At 57.1% G+C, this 17,656-nt stretch carries 16 protein-coding genes; 10 read left to right on the top strand and 6 right to left on the bottom strand.

Annotated features, from left to right (window positions below):
• Positions 1-67: 67 nt before the first annotated feature.
• The 5 genes from ACTJK9_RS20615 to ACTJK9_RS20595 all read right to left on the bottom strand — a co-directional run bounded on the left by ACTJK9_RS20615 (position 68) and on the right by ACTJK9_RS20595 (position 4,616).
• On the bottom strand, positions 68-919 hold the full coding sequence (locus ACTJK9_RS20615) for an ABC transporter permease (protein ID WP_440815856.1): 852 nt from the start codon (positions 917-919) through the stop codon (positions 68-70).
• Entirely contained in the window at positions 906-1,763 is an 858-nt protein-coding gene (locus ACTJK9_RS20610) for an ABC transporter permease (RefSeq protein WP_440815853.1), read from the bottom strand. The genes ACTJK9_RS20615 and ACTJK9_RS20610 overlap by 14 nt, the downstream gene beginning before the upstream one ends.
• The gene (locus ACTJK9_RS20605) at positions 1,760-2,872 is read right to left on the bottom strand and encodes a quaternary amine ABC transporter ATP-binding protein (protein ID WP_440815851.1); all 1,113 of its coding nucleotides are present in this window, start codon (positions 2,870-2,872) and stop codon (positions 1,760-1,762) included. Before ACTJK9_RS20605 ends, ACTJK9_RS20610 begins: the two co-directional genes overlap by 4 nt.
• Positions 2,873-2,946: 74 nt before the next feature.
• Positions 2,947-3,798: a glycine betaine ABC transporter substrate-binding protein gene (locus ACTJK9_RS20600; protein ID WP_172224969.1), complete on the bottom strand. Its 852-nt coding sequence runs from the start codon at positions 3,796-3,798 to the stop codon at positions 2,947-2,949.
• Positions 3,799-3,923: 125 nt separating this feature from the next.
• Positions 3,924-4,616 (bottom strand): GntR family transcriptional regulator, encoded by a 693-nt coding sequence (locus ACTJK9_RS20595; protein ID WP_440815847.1) that lies wholly within the window; start codon positions 4,614-4,616, stop codon positions 3,924-3,926.
• A gap of 339 nt (positions 4,617-4,955) precedes the next feature.
• Between ACTJK9_RS20595 and ACTJK9_RS20590 the strand changes: the two genes are divergently transcribed.
• The 10 genes from ACTJK9_RS20590 (at position 4,956) to ACTJK9_RS20545 (ending at position 17,020) form a co-directional block, all read left to right on the top strand.
• Complete coding sequence (locus ACTJK9_RS20590) at positions 4,956-5,678, top strand: GntR family transcriptional regulator (protein WP_054884850.1); 723 nt, start codon at positions 4,956-4,958, stop codon at positions 5,676-5,678.
• A gap of 94 nt (positions 5,679-5,772) precedes the next feature.
• Positions 5,773-7,092, top strand: coding sequence for an NAD(P)/FAD-dependent oxidoreductase (locus ACTJK9_RS20585; protein WP_440815844.1), 1,320 nt, complete (start codon positions 5,773-5,775; stop codon positions 7,090-7,092).
• A 185-nt stretch (positions 7,093-7,277) separates the two neighbouring features.
• Positions 7,278-8,606: an MFS transporter gene (locus tag ACTJK9_RS20580; protein ID WP_054884802.1), complete on the top strand. Its 1,329-nt coding sequence runs from the start codon at positions 7,278-7,280 to the stop codon at positions 8,604-8,606.
• A gap of 71 nt (positions 8,607-8,677) precedes the next feature.
• A complete protein-coding gene (locus tag ACTJK9_RS20575; RefSeq protein WP_440815842.1) occupies positions 8,678-9,571 on the top strand; it encodes a dihydrodipicolinate synthase family protein in 894 nt (297 codons plus the stop codon).
• 13 nt (positions 9,572-9,584) lie between these two features.
• A complete protein-coding gene (locus ACTJK9_RS20570; protein WP_440815840.1) occupies positions 9,585-11,075 on the top strand; it encodes an aldehyde dehydrogenase in 1,491 nt (496 codons plus the stop codon).
• A 125-nt stretch (positions 11,076-11,200) separates the two neighbouring features.
• Positions 11,201-13,039 (top strand): MOSC domain-containing protein, encoded by a 1,839-nt coding sequence (locus ACTJK9_RS20565; RefSeq protein WP_440815837.1) that lies wholly within the window; start codon positions 11,201-11,203, stop codon positions 13,037-13,039.
• 310 nt (positions 13,040-13,349) lie between these two features.
• A complete protein-coding gene (locus tag ACTJK9_RS20560) occupies positions 13,350-14,096 on the top strand; it encodes a sulfite exporter TauE/SafE family protein (protein ID WP_440815834.1) in 747 nt (248 codons plus the stop codon).
• A gap of 143 nt (positions 14,097-14,239) precedes the next feature.
• The gene (gene leuC, locus ACTJK9_RS20555; protein WP_440815832.1) at positions 14,240-15,661 is read left to right on the top strand and encodes a 3-isopropylmalate dehydratase large subunit; all 1,422 of its coding nucleotides are present in this window, start codon (positions 14,240-14,242) and stop codon (positions 15,659-15,661) included.
• A complete protein-coding gene (gene leuD / locus ACTJK9_RS20550) occupies positions 15,658-16,269 on the top strand; it encodes a 3-isopropylmalate dehydratase small subunit (RefSeq protein WP_440815895.1) in 612 nt (203 codons plus the stop codon). The genes leuC and leuD overlap by 4 nt, the downstream gene beginning before the upstream one ends.
• Positions 16,270-16,324: 55 nt before the next feature.
• On the top strand, positions 16,325-17,020 hold the full coding sequence (locus ACTJK9_RS20545; protein ID WP_045154616.1) for an RraA family protein: 696 nt from the start codon (positions 16,325-16,327) through the stop codon (positions 17,018-17,020).
• A 19-nt stretch (positions 17,021-17,039) separates the two neighbouring features.
• Here the strand turns inward: ACTJK9_RS20545 and ACTJK9_RS20540 are convergent.
• Positions 17,040-17,656, bottom strand: a 617-nt coding sequence (locus ACTJK9_RS20540; RefSeq protein ID WP_440815829.1) for a LysR substrate-binding domain-containing protein, incomplete at its 5' end; no start/stop codon positions are given.

The following is a 17,656-nucleotide window of genomic DNA, read 5'->3' as shown; positions in this document are numbered from 1 at the left end:
CGGTGTTTCTCTTTGATCATGCAAAAAGTTGTGGCGGGCCAGAACGGCCCGCCGTGTTTTCCCGGCCTTACTGAAGTTGTGGCCCAGCCCGACGGCTGAGCAGGCCTCGTGAGAGCCGGTCGAGTAATAGAGCCACGGCGACGATAGCCAAGCCCGCACGTAGGCCTAGCCCCATTTCCATGCGCGTCAGGCCGCGGGTAACTTCGGCGCCCAGGCCGCCTGCACCGACCAACCCGGCCAGAACGACCATGGCCAGCGACATGAGGATGCACTGATTGAGGCCAACCAGCAGGGTAGGCATGGCACTGGGAAACTCGATCTTGAACAAGATGGTGCGGGGTTTTGCACCGGTGGCCTGGCCAAGCTCCAGCAAGTCTTTGGGTACCTGGCGGAAGCCGAGCGTGGTCAGACGCAGCATTGGCGGAATGCCATAAACGATTGTCGCCATGATCGCTGGCACCTTGCCCAGGCTGAAGATGATCACAGCCGGGATCAAGTACACCCATGGCGGCACGGTCTGCATCACGTTCAGCAGCGGGCTCAAGGCGTTGTCGAAGCGTTTTACCCGAGCTGCAAGGATGCCCAGCGGGAAGGCCACGGCAACGGCAATCAGTACAGCCACTGACACCAAGGCGATGGTCTGCATGGAAGCGGTCCAGAAACCACTGAGCCAGCAAAAGCCCAGCAGCACACCTGCAAGCCCAGCGGTGCGTAGGTTGATGAACAGCCCTGTCAAAATGCATACGCCGGCAATCATTGCGTAAGCCGGTGGCAATAACAGCAGCGCCTCGACCGCGCCTAGCATGGTCTCGACGAAGCGGCTTATGACCGCGAACAGCCCATGCATGTTGGTGTTCAGCCAGTCGAACAGGGGCGCCAGGTAGGCGCCGGGAGAGATGTTCATTTCAGTGAGCGCCATGACGCGCCTCCTCGGCGGTGCGGATGCCGCTCTGGGCCAGCCGATCGAGGATCAGGGTGAGGATCACGATGGCGATGGCGGCGTTGATCGAGCGGGCGATGTCCAGCGTCCGGATGGCGCTGTAGATTACTTCTCCAAGCCCTCCAGAGCCGACGATCCCTGCGATGACCACCATGCCGAAGGCCATCATCAGGCTTTGGTTGATACCTGTCATGATGCTAGGCATGGCGAACGGCAAGCGGATCTTGGCGAATTGTTGCCAACCGGTAGTACCGCTTGCGTTCCCCAACTCCAGAAACGCCTTTGGTGTCATGCGGATGCCTAGCGCGGTGAGACGTAGCACTGGCGGCACGGCCACGATGACCGTAGCCACGAGTGCTGTACCAGTGCCGTAGCCCAGCAGTGCGATGGCAGGAAGCAGATAGATGTAGGGCGGTAATGTCTGGATCAGGTCCATGGCCGGGTCACAGACGCGATTCACTGCAGGTGAAAGGCCGGCCGCTACCCCACAGGGAATACCGATTATCAACGCCAGGCTGGTGGCGGTAAGCACCAACGCCAGGGTGATCATGGTTTGCGGCCACAAGCCCATCAGCGCGCACATTAGTAGTGCCAAGAAGGTGCCAAGCGAAAAGCGCCACCCGGCCAGGCGCCATGCCAGAAGTGCGAACACCAATGCCACGGCATAGAAAGGTGGTACCTCCAATACCGTGTAGACAGCCTGGTACAGGGCTTTGAGCAGGTCGTTGAACAGGTCGAACAGGCCAGCGGCATTGTCGGATAGCCACATCAAGGCATTGTCGACGCGCTCATCGAAGGCAGAGGCAAAGTCTTCGGGGTTCATGCGAGACCCCCCACGGACGTGCGCGCCTGCATAGGGGCCTCGTCATCTCTTACACCTTGAACGGCGCGCAGCAAGTCACGCTGGCTTATCACTCCCAGCAACATTCCATTCTCACGCACGCCGACTGCATCGTGACCCGAGCGAATCAACAGGTTGATCAGGGAATCCAGGTCGCTCTCCGGGGCGGCACATTGCAATTGCTCCGGATTTTCGTGCGGGTAGCGGGCACTGTATTCCGCCAGCGGTTGCATTATGGAATGAGCTTTGACCAAGTGCAGGCGTGAAATCCCTGCAACGAATTCGGCTACATAGTCATCGGCCGGATTGAGCACGATATCCTCGGCGGTGCCTTCCTGGATGATCACCCCATCTTTCATGATGGCGATACGGTCGCCGATGCGAATGGCCTCCTCGAGGTCGTGGGTGATGAACACAGCGGATTTGCCCAGGGACTTGGTGAGTTCCCTGAACTCGTCCTGCAGCTGCCGACGGATTAGCGGGTCCAGGGCGCTGAACGGCTCGTCCATGAGTATCACCTCAGGGTCGGAAGCGATTGCCCGGGCAAGACCGACACGCTGTTGCATGCCGCCGGACAATTCGGCGGGGTAGCGGTTGGCCCAATCGCTCAGCCCAACCTTGGCCAAAGCGCGTCCGGCCACCTCATGGCGTTTGCCCTTGGACAGGCCTTGCACTTCCAGGCCGAAGGCCGCGTTTTCTAACACTGTGCGATGTGGCAGCAAGGCAACGCTCTGAAAAACCATGCCGATATGTTTGGCACGGACCTCGCGCAGCGCTGCGGCGTCCAGTTGTGCTATGTCGCGACCCTTAACCAGAATTTCGCCACTTGTGGGGACAATGAGGCGGTTGAGCAGGCGGATCAGCGTGGACTTGCCACTGCCAGAAAGGCCCATGATGCAGAAGATCTCTCCTCGACGTACTTGCAGGTCGACATTGGAGACGCCCACCACGCAGCCGTAATCCTGAAGAATCTGAGTTTTTGTTAGGCCTCGCTCGCGGTAGGCCTGCATAGCGGCAGGCGCGCGGTCGCCGAAGATCTTCCAGACACCGCGGCAATCCACCAGTGTTTCAACAACGTCAGTGGTATTCATGTGTGCACCCGAACCAGAGTTTTCTGGTGTGTTCTTGTTTCAAGTTCGGCAGTGGCAAAAGTAAAACGCTGCTGTCAGTATTTTTTGATGTTTTCCCAGCGCTTGAGCAGATCGGCATGACTGTCGGTCCAATCCTTCACGGCTTGGTCCATGGTCTTGCCATCGTTCACTGCGCTGTTGATCGCACTGATGTCCGCCAGCGGTACATAAACGCTAGCGATTACTTCACGGGCCTGGGGGTTCTCCGCTGAGAAGCCTTTCTGCCCAATCCAGTAGTAGCCTTGCGCTGGAGCGAATACGCCTTTCGGATCCTTGAGGAATTTGGTGTCGTATTTGAGGGCCATCCAAGTCGGCTCCCAGAGGGTCACGGCTACCCATTCCTTGCGATCGACCGCCGATTTGAGCGCGGCGGTCATGGCCGCTGTGCTACCTTCGAGCAGGTTGAGTTTCAGGTCATAAGCTTTAACTGCCTTGGCTGCGTCGCTCATCAAGCCCGAGCCGGGTTCAATACCGACGATCTTGTTGCCGAACTTGTCGGCGTTTTCGTTGAGCTGCTCAATCGAGTCGATTGGCACGTATTTGGGCACAGCGATCGCCTGGTACAGCCCGTGGGAAACTGGCGAAATCTTTTCTAGGCGGCTCTTATTACGGTTCCAGAAATCCTGGGCCACGTAGTCGATCTGCGAGGCGAGGATCTGCACGTCACCCTTGCTCAGGGCCGCATAAGCGATGCCCCACTCCGAGAACGAAGTCACCTTGACGGTGTAGCCGGCGTCCTCCAGTACTTTCTTGGTGATACCGGTGATGGGCGTGAGGTCTTCCCAGGATAAGGTGCCCATGTTGATGACCTTTTCTTCGGCATGGGCCTGGCACAGCCCTAAACCGATCATCGCGATTGCGCACAGTGCCTTGCGGATACGATTCATGTTGAACTCCTGCATGTGGTGGCTGGGCGTTGTGCCCTGTTTTTGTTGAATTTCACCTGCGTGCATCCATGGTCGGCCAACGTCCGTCCATGGCGGTAATGCAATACTTGTCTTACGGGCGCTTGTCAGCCGCTGTTGACATCGCGTGCAACGTCTTCAACCAGGCTTTGCGGGGCGATAAACAGCTGCATGTTGCAGCGCGACAGCTCCCAGTGTTCAAACACCAAATCGACGACCGCGCCTTCGTCATGCCGGCTGAAAGCTTCAATGAAACTGTCGTGATGCTCGACGGCCAAGCACAGGTGGCGCTCCATGTCGCTATTGCGTGGGCGGAAGAAGGTGTGGCCGATACGTGCGTGGTCGATTAACAGGCGACCAAGACTGGGTTCGAGATAAGGGTTGCCAGACATCTCGCCCATGATCTCGTGGAAGCGGTTGTTCTCAACGACCATCGCCCGAGGGTCGCGAATTTGGCTCGCCGTGCGAAAGCGCTCCTGGGTGGCATGCAGGTCGCGCAGTTGAGCGGGCTTGTAGTTTTGAACAGCAAGTCGGCCGATAGCGGCATAAACCATGGGCGCCACCAGGAAAAAGTTACGCAAGGTGTTGTGGTTCATCGGTGCCACTCGGGCGCCACGATGTTCCTGTATGTCCAGATAGCCTTCACCCGCCAGGCGGCGAAACACCTCTCGGACAGGGGTACGCGATAGCCCGTATCGTTCGCTTAGCCCCAACTCGTCCAGCAATTGGTCGGGGCTGAGCTCCATGGTCAGAATCTGGCCTTTCAGATCCTCGTACAGCTCATTTTTGCCGCCTCTCATGGAACCCCCCACCGTTCACCAAAACTCGGAGCGATCACTGTTTGATTCAGACTGGCATGGGTTCCGAGCCCCGTCAATGCGATTGTATTCTTTGTGTATACCAAGATAATTTCGAAAGAATACCGCGAACCCAGTGGCCATGAGCCTTTGCGGCGGCTGCGCTGGGCGCCGCTATGGTCGTGGGTTGGCATGATATTGTCGCGGACAGAAATGTGAGCTTCGAGCCATCGTGATCACGCTTTACCGATGGTCGAAAAACCAGTAGACACATTGTCTAACGAACCCTATATTCATTATACAAATTGTAGACACAACAATATGAAAACCAAGAAAGCCGCCATGAAAGCAACCGCTGAGGCTCATCCACTGATCGGTGAAGTGCCGCTGGACCGCAAGGGCGTCCTTGCTGATGCCTTGCGCCGGCGCATCCTGAGCATGGAGCTGGCACCTGGCGCGGTGGTCGATGAGCTGGCCTTGAGTGAAGAGTTCGGCCTGTCACGCCCGCCGGTTCGCGAATTGCTGAGACAAATCGCAGCAGAGGGCTACATCGAACTGGAAGCCAATCGCGCGCCTCGCGTGGCTGCGATGAACCACGATTCTCTGCATAGCTTTTTCCTGGCAGCGCCATTGATCTACATAGCGACTACCCAGCTGGCGGCTACCCATGCAACTGCGCGTGAGATCGAGGGGCTCAAGGCCATTCAGGCGATGTTCCGCCAGGCCATCGAAGAGCGCGATGTGGAAAACCGAGTGCTCTACAACGATGCCTTCCATCTGGAGATCGGCCGGATGGCGCATAACGACTACTTGTTGCCAAGCCTGCGGCGCCTTCTTATCGACCACACAAGGCTTGGCAAGATCTTCTATCGACACCCGACCACAGATGACATGCAGCGCGACCTAGAGCTCGCCTGCCAGCAGCACGATCAAATGATCGAGGCCATCGAGCGTCGAGATCCTGAAACTGCCGGACAGCTTGTGCGCGAGCACTTCGAGTTGTCGCGTCGCCGCATGGCCGAATACGCGGCGCCCCAAGGGATGGAAGTGGCACTGGCCTTATGAAGTAATGCTCACCGCGCGCCAACACCCGGCAGGATGCCGGGTTTGGCGAGGCGTGATGAGGAACAGACGCTAACAACAATATCTGGTTCCTGAAATGACAAAGATCACCTCGTTGCCCGCCGACGACACCACGTGCGGTTGGTACCACCTGAGCAAAGGACGGCAGATCAAAGCTCCGCACCGCGGGCACACCGCCGCACGTTGGGTTGTGGTCGGCGCTGGCTTTACCGGATTAGCCGCTGCACGCCAGCTGGCATTGAATTTTCCGGATGACCAGGTCGTGCTGCTCGAAGCTCAGGAAGTGGGGTTCGGTTCGTCGGGGCGCAATGCTGGTTTTGCCATCGACCTGCCTCATGACATCGGCGCCGACGACTACATCGGTGACATTGCCATCGCCAGAACCACGCTGAAGCTCAATCTCAGCGGACAGTCATTCCTCAAGGAACTGGTAGAACGCTATCAGATCGATTGCCAGATGAAGCATTGTGGCAAGTACCAAGCGGCCGTAGAGCCACGCGGCATTGCCGTACTGGATGCCTACCGGCGCGGCTTGGACAAACTCGATCAGCCGTACGAGATGATTGACGCCGCTCAGCTTCCAGAGCATATCGGCACTCATTTCTACCGCAAGGCCCTGTTCACTCCGGGCACTTCCCTTATTCAGCCCTCGGCGTTGGTAAAAGGGTTGGCAGATAATCTGCCGCCGAATGTCACGCTGTATGAGCAGACGCCGATCACTGAAATTGACTACGGCGCAAAAACCGTGCTCAAGCATGCCAATGGCTCAATCACGGCTGACAAGCTGGTGCTCACTACCAACGCTTTCGGCATGAGTTTCGGCTTCCTGAAAGGCCGCATGCTGCCGGTGTTCACTTATGCCAGCCTGACCCGTCCGATGAACGAAGAGGAGCAGGCGAGGCTAGGCGGCAAGCCATACTGGGGCGTCATTCCCGCTGATCCATTCGGCACCACGGTGCGTCGCACGCCAGACAACCGTTTGTTGATCCGTAACAGTTTCAGTTTCAACCCCGACGGCCGTGCCAATCGCAAATACCTCGAACGCTTCGTGGTTCGTCATCGTGACGCCTTCGAACGGCGCTTCCCGATGCTGCCAGACATGCCCTTCGAATATACCTGGGGCGGTGCACTGGCGATGTCGCGAAATCACATGGGGTATTTTGGGGAGTTGGCGCCTAACGTTTATGGTGCTCTTTGCTGCAATGGTTTGGGTGTTACTCGCGGCACCGCTACCGGCAAACTTTTGGCTGACTGGCTGGCCGGTGAGAAGAATGAACTGATCGACTTTGTTCGCCAGGCACCAGGACCGTGCGCTAACCCACCGGCGCCCTTGGTATCGCTGGGTTTGAACCTGAATCTGAAATGGGGACAGTACCGCGCCGGAAAAGAAAGCTGAGTTAATGTAAGACGCTATAACTTATTGATATTAGCCGGGCACTAATTGGCCTGGCCTGCGGTTTCTATTGCGTGCTGTTTAGGGTCGAAGTGCACTTCGACGAGACGGAGCTGAATAAGGTTTTCAGCTTCGCGGACCCGTTCGTCCTTAAACAGGCTGCACTTTGGTCGTGGCAGGAGAAAACAATGACAAATTCCAATGTATCAATCGAAGATGTACCTATTAATCGTTTTCATCAGTTTCTGACGGTACGCTCTGGCGGCGGATCGTTTGTTGACGGCTATGTGCTGAGCATCGTTGGCGTGGCCATGGCACAGATGTCCGCAGGGCTTGGCCTGTCCAGCTTTTGGCAGGGCATGATTGCGGCCTCGGCGCTGATCGGCATTTTCTTCGGTGGCTTCTTCGGCGGGTGGTTGACCGATCGCTTTGGTCGCAAACGCGTTTTCTTCGTCGGGCCGACCCTGTTCGTTCTGTCCTCAGTCGCGCAGTTCTGGGTCGAGTCGGCGCTGGCACTGTTCCTGTTGCGCTTTGCCATCGGCATCGCTGTCGGCATTGAGTATCCAGTGGCCACTTCGCTGTTGGTTGAGTTCCTGCCCAAGAAGAATCGGGGGCCTCGCCTGGCCACCCTCACCGTACTGTGGTTCGCAGGCGCAGCTGTGGCCTACATGGTCGGGGAAGCGATTCTTCACCACGGTGGCGATGATGCCTGGCGCATGGTCCTGGCCAGTGCAGCAGTAGTCGGTAGCGTTTTGTTCATGTTGCGCCTTGGTACGCCTGAGTCGCCACGCTGGCTTATCAGCAAGGGCCGCAGCGCCGAGGCCGAGCAGATCATCAAGCGTGTATATGGCAGTGATTTCTCTCTGCGCAACCTGCCAGAAGAGCCTAAAACGCGAAAACTGTCGTTCCTCAGCCTGCTGCACTCCGGCTATGGCAAACGCATGTTGTTCGTCACCATGTTCTGGACCTGCTCGGTTATTCCGGTGTTTGCCGTCTATGCCTTCGCCCCGAAGGTTCTGGGCGCGCTCAATCTCAAAGGTGAGTGGGCGTCGATTGGCTCTGTCGCCATCACCTGTCTATTCGTAGTCGGCTGCATCATTGCTACACGCCTGATCAACGGGCTTGGCCGGCGTACCACGCTGCTGCACAGCTTCCTGTGGTCGGGACTGGCGTTGCTGGGCCTGGGCGCATTCAGTAGCGGTTCGGAAATGCTGATTCTGGCCTTGTTCGGCGCCTATGCACTGTTTATCGGCGGTGCCCAGGTGCTGCAGCTTGTTTACCCCAACGAACTCTTCCCTACCGAAATTCGCGCTGGTGCGGTGGGTGTGGGCACCTCTATGTCGCGGGTCGGCGCCGCGGTCGGAACCTGGTTGGTCCCGATTGCCCTCGATACCTACGGAATCGGCGCGACCATGTACGCCGCCGCCGCAGTGACTTTCGTCGGCCTGGCGTTCTCCTTCGCGCTGGCACCCGAAACCCGATCCATGAATCTGCAACAGGCCGCCTCGCTCGCCTGACCTGAAACACAGCCGTCGCGGCGCGTTGCGTCGCGGCTTTCACTACCAAATGTATCCTTGGAGAATCTACCGTGAAATTTGAAGGCATCTACACCCCGGCAATCACTCCACTGGCAGCGGACGGCTCGATCGACAAAGCGGCCTTCGCCGAAGTGCTCGAGTACTTGGTCGAATCGAAGATTCACGGCGTGATCATCGGCGGCTCGACCGGTGAATACTATGCCCACACCACTCAAGAACGCATCGAACTGGCTGCCCAGGCCAAGGACGTGCTCCATGGTCGTTTGCCGCTGATCGTTGGTACCGGTGGCATTCGCACCGAAGACGCCGTGGCTTTCGCCCAGCACGCCAAGGAAATCAAGGCCGATGCGCTGTTGGTCGGTACCCCGCCGTACGCGTTGCCGACCCAGCAGGAAATTGCCCTGCACGTCAAAGCCGTCGATGCCGCCGCTGGCCTGCCGATCATGCTCTACAACTACCCGGGCCGCATGAGCGTAAGCATGGGTGAAGAGTTTTTCGACGCCGTGGCCGATGTGAAGAACATCGTCGCCATCAAGGAAAGCTCCGGTGACATGGCCCAATTGCATCGCCTGGCCATCAAGCGCCCGAACATCCAGCTTTCGTGCGGCTGGGACGACCAGGCCCTGGAGTTCTTCGCCTGGGGCGCCCAGAGCTGGGTCTGCGCCGGCTCCAACTTCATCCCGCGCGAGCACGTGGCCCTGTACGAGGCCTGCGTGATCGAGAAGAACTTCGACAAGGGCCGCAAGATCATGGCCGCCATGATGCCGCTGATGGACTTCCTCGAAGGTGGCAAGTTCGTCCAGTCGATCAAATACGGCGTCGCCCTCAACGGTCTGAGCACCGGAGGCGTGCGCAAGCCGCTGTACGACCTGGACGCAGCCGAGAAGCAAGAGCTGCAGCGCGTGGTCACCGAGCTGAAAGCCACCATCGCCCGGATCAAATAAGGAGGCTGGAAAAATGGCTGAATTGCTGAGCAAGGATCAATACGCGGCCATCGCCGCCGACCTGCAACTGCGCACCCAGGCGTTCATCGACGGTGAATTCCGCGACGCCATCTCTGGCCGCACCTTCGTCACCACCAACCCGGCCACCGGCAAGCAGTTGGCCGAGGTCGCCGCCTGCGACGTCAGCGACGTCAACGTCGCTGTTGCAGCAGCCAAGCGTGTGTTCGAGGAAGGCACCTGGTCGAAAATGCAGCCGAACGACCGCAAGCATGTGCTGCAGAAGTTCGCCCAGTTGCTGGAAGACAACGCCCACGAGCTGGCGGTGCTGGAAGCGCTGGACAGCGGCAAGCCGGTCAGCGAGTGCCAGACCGTCGACGTGCCGGAAACCATCCACACCATCCGCTGGCACGCCGAGCTGATCGACAAGATCTACGATGCCACCGCGCCGACCGGCAATGCCGCCGTGACCATGGTGGTGCGTGAAGCCATCGGCGTGGTCGGCCTGGTACTGCCGTGGAACTTCCCGCTGCTGATGCTGGCCTGGAAGATCGCCCCGTCGCTGGCCGCCGGTTGCTCGATCGTGGTCAAGCCAGCCAAGGAAACCACCCTCAGCGCCCTGCGCGTGGCCGAACTGGCCCACGAGGCGGGCATTCCGGCTGGCGTGTTCAACCTGGTGCCTGGCGGTGGCCGTGAAGTGGGTGAGGCCATTGGCCGCCACATGGACATCCCGATGGTCAGCTTCACCGGTTCCACCGACACCGGTCGCCTGTTCCTGAAATACGCCGCCGAGTCCAACCTCAAGCGCATCGTCCTGGAGCTGGGTGGCAAGAACCCGGCCGTGGTCATGAACGACTGCGAAGACCTGGACGAAGTGGCCCAGTTCGTCACCGCGGGTGCGTTCTGGAACATGGGTGAGAACTGCTCCGCCTCCTCGCGCCTGATCGTCCACAAGGACGTGAAGGACGAACTGCTGAGCCTGATCGCCAAGCACCTGAAAGACTGGAAGCTGGGCGACCCGCTCGACCCGGACAACCGCCTGGGCGCCATGGTCAGCAAGTCGCACTTCGAGAAGGTGAAGTCGTACCTGGAATACGCGGCCGAGCAGAAACTCAGCATCGTTCAGGGCGGCGAAACCGAGGAAGGTGTGTTCGTGCAACCGACCATCGTCGACAACGTTGGCCGCGACAACAAACTGTTCGTCGAGGAAATCTTTGGCCCGGTGCTGAGCGTGACCAGCTTCGAGACCATCGACGAGGCGATCGAATTGGCCAACGACACCGTTTACGGCCTGGCCGCCTCGGCCTACACCGGCAGCCTGCGCAACGCGCTGCGCCTTTCGCGGGAAATCCGTGCGGGCGTGGTCACGGTCAACTGCTTCGGCGAAGGGGATGTGACTACGCCGTTCGGTGGTTACAAGGAGTCTGGCTTCGGTGGGCGGGACAAGTCCATCTGGGCCCATGATCAGTACACGGAGCTGAAGACCATCTGGATCAACGCTTCGTGACTGGCGGGACGCGGGTGATGCAATTGCCTGTGTCCTGATCCCGCGCTGTTCTGACGGAGTTCGGTGCGGACCCGGCCACTGCCCCTCCGGGCAGTGGCTTTTTTGCATCAGTGACGAGCGACTGGGTGATCGGCATTGCATGCATCGAAAAGTTCAGCCCCGTCAGGTCACGCTGGGCTTCGAGTGATTCCTATGAATTTGTGAAGAGGGCATGTCAGATGGCTCACGTCGTTTCGCTGTTCCGCTATCCAATAAAGGGCTTCGAAGGTGAAAGGCTGGACAGTGTCTCGCTGGAATACGGAAAAGGTTTTCCAGGCGACCGTGCGGTAGCCATTACCCGTAGTGGGACGACGGCCGGGGCCGCCCCGTATCAGCAACTCACGACCAATCCAGCGCTTGTTCATTTTCTGCCTGGCCAAAGCCTGGGCGCAGCGACGCTCCATGTTAAGCAGCCAGTGCCTCGTGGAGATTTGCTGACAGATCCAGAACTACTGGCCGAATTTTTTGGTGCGCAATCACGCATTGTTCATCGAAACGATTTTCTCGGCCATTGGGATTTTGACGACTCGGCATTGTCCATCATCAATGTGAGGACAGTGCAGGCGCTGTCTACGCTCATGGGCGTAACGATCGACCCCATGCGTTTTCGAGGCAACATCTATATCGATGCAGAACCATTTTCCGAAATCGGATGGCTTGGCAAAGGTGTGGATTTTGGTCAGTCCCGTCTCTCGATCATCCGGCCAATCAAGCGCTGCCGAGCGACGTCGGTAAACCCGCAGACGGGCGAATTGGACATGAACATTCCCGCCCAACTGAACCGACATTTCGGTCACATGTATTGCGGCGTCTACGCACAGGTCGAGCAAGCAGGATCGCTGCAACCTGGCGACAGAATTTCAAGCACGCAGGCGCATTACGGCGAAAGGCTGGCAATTGCAGCCAAGGTTCCAAGAGCACCTGCGTTGACTACCTGGCCGCGTCCTGCAGAAGTCGTTGAGATTGTTGAGGAAGCTCCGGGTATTCGCTCGGTATGGCTACGAGATCCTGTAGCCATGCTCGGCTCGCTAGACAGCTTTGTGGCTGGGCAGCATGTCGCAGTTCACCATCTGACAACAGATGGCACGTGGCGCCGCTATACCGTGTCAGGCGTCGAGGATGATCGGGTACGCATCACGGTGAAGCAGGGGAGTGGTGCCGGCTCCCAAGCTATTCATGCTTTGAAAACAGGGCGGTGGCTGCATCTCACTGGTCCTTCAGGGCCAGTTACGTTTAGTCTGGACGCTCCAGCCAATCTCTTCATTACCGCAGGAATAGGCATAACCCCGACGATCACCAAGCTCACAGCACTTGTGCAAGCACGTTACCCGCATCCTGTACGGGTCGTGCACACCGTGAAATCCAGCGACGACTTAGCGCTGTGGGTTGAGGTCACCAAGCTGGTAGGGCAGCTAAGCCAAGGTGCTATCGCCCTGCATGTGACCGAGGGGAACAGTGAAATTGAAGGCGCGATCAACTACAGGCCGAATATATCCGCGTTAGTCACCGACGCTGCCGAGCGTGGCGCTGCCATCCATGTTTGCGGGCCTGAAGGCTTTCAGCGCCAGATAAAGGACAGCGTGGTTCAAGCTAACGCTGTGGATCGGCTGCATATGGACAGCTTCGCCACCCCTGACAGTCCAGTGGAAATGCGCAAAATCCCCGAATGTGGGCCATTCCAGGTCACGTTCAGCAGATCAGGTGTCACTGCCTCATGGCAACCCACAGATGGAACCCTCCTTAGCTTCGCAGAAGCCAAGGGGCTGGTATTACCTGCCCATTGTCGGGCTGGCATATGCCAAACCTGTGAGTGCGCCGTATTGGACGGGAAAATCCTTCCGCTGATTGACGTCGGTAGCGCTAAATCCGGGTATGCGCTCTTGTGCACGTCCGTACCGGAGACTGATATCAGCATTGATTGTTGATACAGGGGTGAAGGATATGTCCGCCGTGCATTCAAAGGGGATCTCCTAACCACAGGGCTAGCACGCGAGGACACGATGACTGGTCATAACAGCCCGAACGATTTGTACCAAACGCCCAATCAAGCCTCATCGCTGTACTTCAGGGGTGGTAGGTTTTGTCATAAGCTGAATTTCGCTAGTCGACCTAACCAGCCGCAATCCCGGTTCCATCATTCACGAAATGTAGACTGATAATTTACCATCCGCTGTTGAGCAGACAACTCGTTGGGGGTACTTTTAACTAGCTGCTCTCTAGCATATAGGTAATCACGTGTTCTCCCTGCTGATAGATTTTATATTTGGTGTTGCTATGGGAGCCTTGGGAGGTTTTTTTGGGATTGGTGGCGGGCTCATTGCTATCCCAATAATGACAATTTTTTTTGATCAAACTCAGACGCTTGCCCAAGGCACTGCTCTGGTCATGATGGCGCCAAATCTGATTCTCGCTTTTTGGCGATACCAACAGCGCACGCTCGTAAATTACTCGCTGGTTTTGCCGCTCGCTGGTGCGGGTTTAGTGAGTGCTGGACTAGGGGCTAAGTTAGCGACCACTACGAATCCCGAACTCATTCAGTTCGGCTTTTCCATTCTGATGATTTTCCTAGCATGCCTGAATTTGGTCCGGGCCCGCCTGGTTGCAGTACCGAAAGCCCTTACGCACTCCACCTCACCTCGCCTGGGAGTATTAGGCGGAGCCTGTGGTGCTCTTGGGGGATTTTTTGGAGTCGGTGCCTCGGTAGTTGCCGTACCCGTCTTGACCAGCGTATTTGGGTTCACCCAGGTTGCCGCGCAAGGAATGGCTCTTTCTCTTGCTCTGCCAAGCACGATGATTACCCTTGTCACATACGGGCACGGAGGCCATGTGGATTGGCCGATGGGATTAGCTATGGCGTTGGGCGGCGTCTTGAGTGTCAGCTGGGGCGTGAAATGGGCGTATCTTGCGCCAGAGAGAGTACTGTGCGGTCTGTTCTCTCTATTTTTGCTGGGTTGTTCTGCGCTCCTCATCTTTCGTCATTAGCGCTCAATTCACGAAGTGTGAATGCATACTCCACTGAGCGCTAGTTGATGCATGATCTCGTATCGATATCCTGTTGTTGACACTGTTTTGCAGTGGCCGTGATGCCTTCGGGCCTGAACAATAACAAAGGGTACGAACTTGCGATGAACAGCCCAAGATCGCTTTATCAGAAGCATATCGACTCTCATACCGTTTGTGAGCTGGACGATCAGGGCCATGTGCTCCTTTACATTGATCGCCAAGTCGCCAATGAATACACCAGCCCTCAGGCTTTCAGCGGTCTGCGTGAAGCCGGTCGCAAGGTCTGGAGACCGTCAGCAACCCTGTGTGTCGTAGACCACGTAAACCCGACAGCGCCAGAACGTATTTCGGAAATGCCGGACGCTGGAGGTGCTCTTCAGGTCAATTACTTTGAGCAGAACTGCCGCGATTTCGGCATCGAACTTTTCGACGTATTGGACAAGCGCCAAGGCATTGAGCACGTTGTCGCTCCCGAACAAGGCTTCATCCTGCCTGGCATGGTTGTCGCTGCCGGTGATAGTCATACCACCACCTACGGTGCGCTTGGTGCGTTCGGGTTTGGCATTGGCACGTCAGAGATCGAGCATCTCCTGGCTACTCAAACCCTCGTGTACAAGCGCCTCAAAACGATGCGTGTGACAGTCGAGGGGACCCCAGGACCCGGGTTGGTATCCAAAGACATCATCATGGAACTCATCCGCCAGATCGGCGCTGCCGGCGCCACCGGATATGCCATTGAGTTCACCGGGCCGGCTATCACCGCTTTGAGTGTTGAAGCACGGATGACGATCTGCAATATGGCAGTTGAGGCCGGTGCGCGGGGCGCCTTCATGGCTCCTGATGAAAAAGTTTTCGCCTACCTCGAGAACAAGCCACGTGCCCCCAAAGGTGCCCAGTGGACCGCTGCAGTCGAAAAGTGGAAAACACTTTATACAGATTCAGAGGCCACATTTGATAAAGAGGTCCGGATGCATGTCGGGGATCTTCAACCGATGGTCACTTGGGGAACCAGCCCCGATCAAGCTGGCGCAATCACCGGCCTCGTCCCGGACCCAATGCAAGAGCCTGACCTCATCCTCCGTCAGGACTTACAGCGCGCACTGCGCTACATGGATTTGCAACCAGGCACTGCTCTCGAAGGCATTCAAATCAGTCACGCCTTCATCGGCTCTTGCACCAACGCTCGAATTGAGGATTTGCGCGATGCTGCACGGGTCGTTAAAGGGCGTAAGGTCGCGGATGGTGTGCGTGCGATGATCGTCCCTGGCTCCACCTTGGTACGCGACCAGGCCGAAACTGAAGGGTTGGCACAGATCTTTCGTGATGCTGGTTTCGAATGGCGTCAGTCCGGCTGTTCCATGTGCTTGGCAATGAACGATGACGTGCTGAGTCCGGGTGATCGGTGTGCTTCCAGTACGAACCGTAACTTTGAAGGCCGTCAAGGTGCTGGGGCCCGCACTCACCTGATGTCTCCTGCAATGGTTGCCGCAGCCGCAGTTACTGGCCACCTGGTTGATGTACGTTCTTTGGCGTTGGAGGCCTGAGCATGGAACCTTTCAAATATGTCGAGGGCTACGCGGCACCACTGCTCGCGGCCAACGTCGATACTGACGTAATCATGCCTAAGCAATTCCTGAAGGGAATCGACCGTAGCGGTTTGGACCGGGGGGTGTTCTTCGATCTGCGCTTTCTCCCTGATGGCGCTCCGAACCCTGACTTTGTTCTTAACCAAGATCCGTGGAACAAGGCCGCGTTCTTGGTGGTCGGGCCAAACTTTGGATGTGGCTCAAGCCGTGAACATGCCGTTTGGGGTTTGAAGCAGCTCGGTGTCCGTGCCCTGATCGGTACTACTTTTGCTGGCATTTTTTATGATAACTGCCAGCGTAATGGGGTACTGACCATTCAGCTCTCGCCAGCCGAACTCAAAGAAATTGGCCAGGTTGTGAGTCAAAGCGGGAGCGCTTGCATCGCGATTGACCTTGAGGCCCAACATATTCTGTTGGACGGTCGAGCCATCCCCTTCAATATCGATTCATTGCGCAAAGAAGCGCTGATGTTGGGTCTCGATGCTATCGGTACGACTCTGCAACGTCAGGATCAGATTCGAGAGTTCGAATCACGGCACCTTGAGAGCAACCCTTGGCTGGCGTGATAGGACGCCAGTCTGATGAGCGGGAGCTTTAGTTTCCCGCTTAGGAGCTACTGCAATGTTGAATGTGACAAGTCATGGTGACTGGCCCGCAGGCTACTTGATCAACCCATGTGCGCCATCGCTGGTGAAGGATTGGCACGAAGTCTTTCAAGGGATGCCGTCAGCGATTGTTAGCGATTGCCTTGGTCGCAACACTGGTGGCCTCGGTTTAAAGCCCTATCATGGACTGCGCCATCTCTGCGGCACCGCGTTAACGGTGCGTGTTCGTCCTGGTGATAACTTATTCGTGCTTAAGGCCATACAGATGGCACGCCCTGGCGATGTGTTGGTTATCGATGGTAGCGCGGACCTGAGCAGAGCTGTCATCGGCGGCATCATGCGCGCAATGGCCATCAAGGCGGGTATTGCAGGTGTCGTCATCAATGGCGCCATCCGGGACCGAGAAGAGTGGCTGGACGGAGAGCTGCCGGTTTATGCTCTCGGTTATGTCCATCGAGGACCGAGTACTGATGGAGGCGGCGAAATTAATGTTCCAATCGCTTGCGCCGGTATGTTGGTAAACCCTGGTGATCTCATTGTGGGTGACGCAGACGGTGTTGTTGCAGTAAGGACCGACGAACTAGCCAAGGTACACGCCCGTTGCACGGAACTTCTGGACAGAGAGGCTGCCATTCTGAAAGCAGTGGCATCTGGTGAACTCGACCCGTCCAGGTTTGACGACATACTGCGTGGCAAGGGTTGCCCTATTTAACCATGACCGCAAGCATGGTTCATTCAGCCCTGAGCCGAATAAACCATGCCTGTAGAAATTCAACACACGCTCTTAGCTTCCCAGATTCAGCTAACCTGGTGGGGTAAACAGCCCAAACATTTGCGCTTTGACTGTAATCGTGAAGCACTTGCACCAATCGACCTTGTTCAAGTAGTGGCTTCACATCCCACATCGAGCGCAGTAACAGACCACGATGTTTCAGAGCCCACTGCAAGACAATTTCCCCATTATTGGATGACAACTGGCCGTTCACACGAACGGTTACATCCTTTTGGCCATCTCGCAGTTGCCACACACCGAAGTTATTATTTCGCTCTTTCAGAACCAAGCAGTCATGGCGGGCCAAGTCCTCAATTGTCTTAGGCACGCCTCGCTCTTCCAGGTATTCAGGCGTGGCGCAGATGACCCGTCGATTTGCGACCAACTGCCGACTTATGTGCTGACCTGGAATGTCGTCTCCAACACGTATCTCGAGATCGAAACCTTCTGCAACAATATCGACGACACGATCAAAAACATCCATACGGACTTCGAGGTCTGGGTACTCAACGGCCAAATCGGCAATCGCCGGAGCCACGTAATTACGTCCAAAACCGAAACTGCTGCAAATATGAA

It is taken from the genome of Pseudomonas sp. 22082 (assembly GCF_052046055.1).
Lineage (GTDB): Bacteria > Pseudomonadota > Gammaproteobacteria > Pseudomonadales > Pseudomonadaceae > Aquipseudomonas > Aquipseudomonas pharyngis.
The sequence above is the reverse complement of the archived record's forward strand: the minus strand, read 5'-3'. Positions and strand labels throughout refer to the sequence as shown.

Bases quoted from the DNA above. Each gene is read 5' to 3' on its own strand.
- ACTJK9_RS20615 (WP_440815856.1), bottom strand. From the start codon at position 919: ATGGCGCTCACTGAAATGAACATCTCTCCCGGCGCCTACCTGGCGCCC.
- ACTJK9_RS20610 (WP_440815853.1), bottom strand. From the start codon at position 1,763: ATGAACCCCGAAGACTTTGCCTCTGCCTTCGATGAGCGCGTCGACAAT.
- ACTJK9_RS20605 (WP_440815851.1), bottom strand. From the start codon at position 2,872: ATGAATACCACTGACGTTGTTGAAACACTGGTGGATTGCCGCGGTGTC.
- ACTJK9_RS20600 (WP_172224969.1), bottom strand. From the start codon at position 3,798: ATGAATCGTATCCGCAAGGCACTGTGCGCAATCGCGATGATCGGTTTA.
- ACTJK9_RS20595 (WP_440815847.1), bottom strand. From the start codon at position 4,616: ATGAGAGGCGGCAAAAATGAGCTGTACGAGGATCTGAAAGGCCAGATT.
- ACTJK9_RS20590 (WP_054884850.1), top strand. From the start codon at position 4,956: ATGAAAGCAACCGCTGAGGCTCATCCACTGATCGGTGAAGTGCCGCTG.
- ACTJK9_RS20585 (WP_440815844.1), top strand. From the start codon at position 5,773: ATGACAAAGATCACCTCGTTGCCCGCCGACGACACCACGTGCGGTTGG.
- ACTJK9_RS20580 (WP_054884802.1), top strand. From the start codon at position 7,278: ATGACAAATTCCAATGTATCAATCGAAGATGTACCTATTAATCGTTTT.
- ACTJK9_RS20570 (WP_440815840.1), top strand. From the start codon at position 9,585: ATGGCTGAATTGCTGAGCAAGGATCAATACGCGGCCATCGCCGCCGAC.
- leuC (WP_440815832.1), top strand. From the start codon at position 14,240: ATGAACAGCCCAAGATCGCTTTATCAGAAGCATATCGACTCTCATACC.
- ACTJK9_RS20545 (WP_045154616.1), top strand. From the start codon at position 16,325: ATGTTGAATGTGACAAGTCATGGTGACTGGCCCGCAGGCTACTTGATC.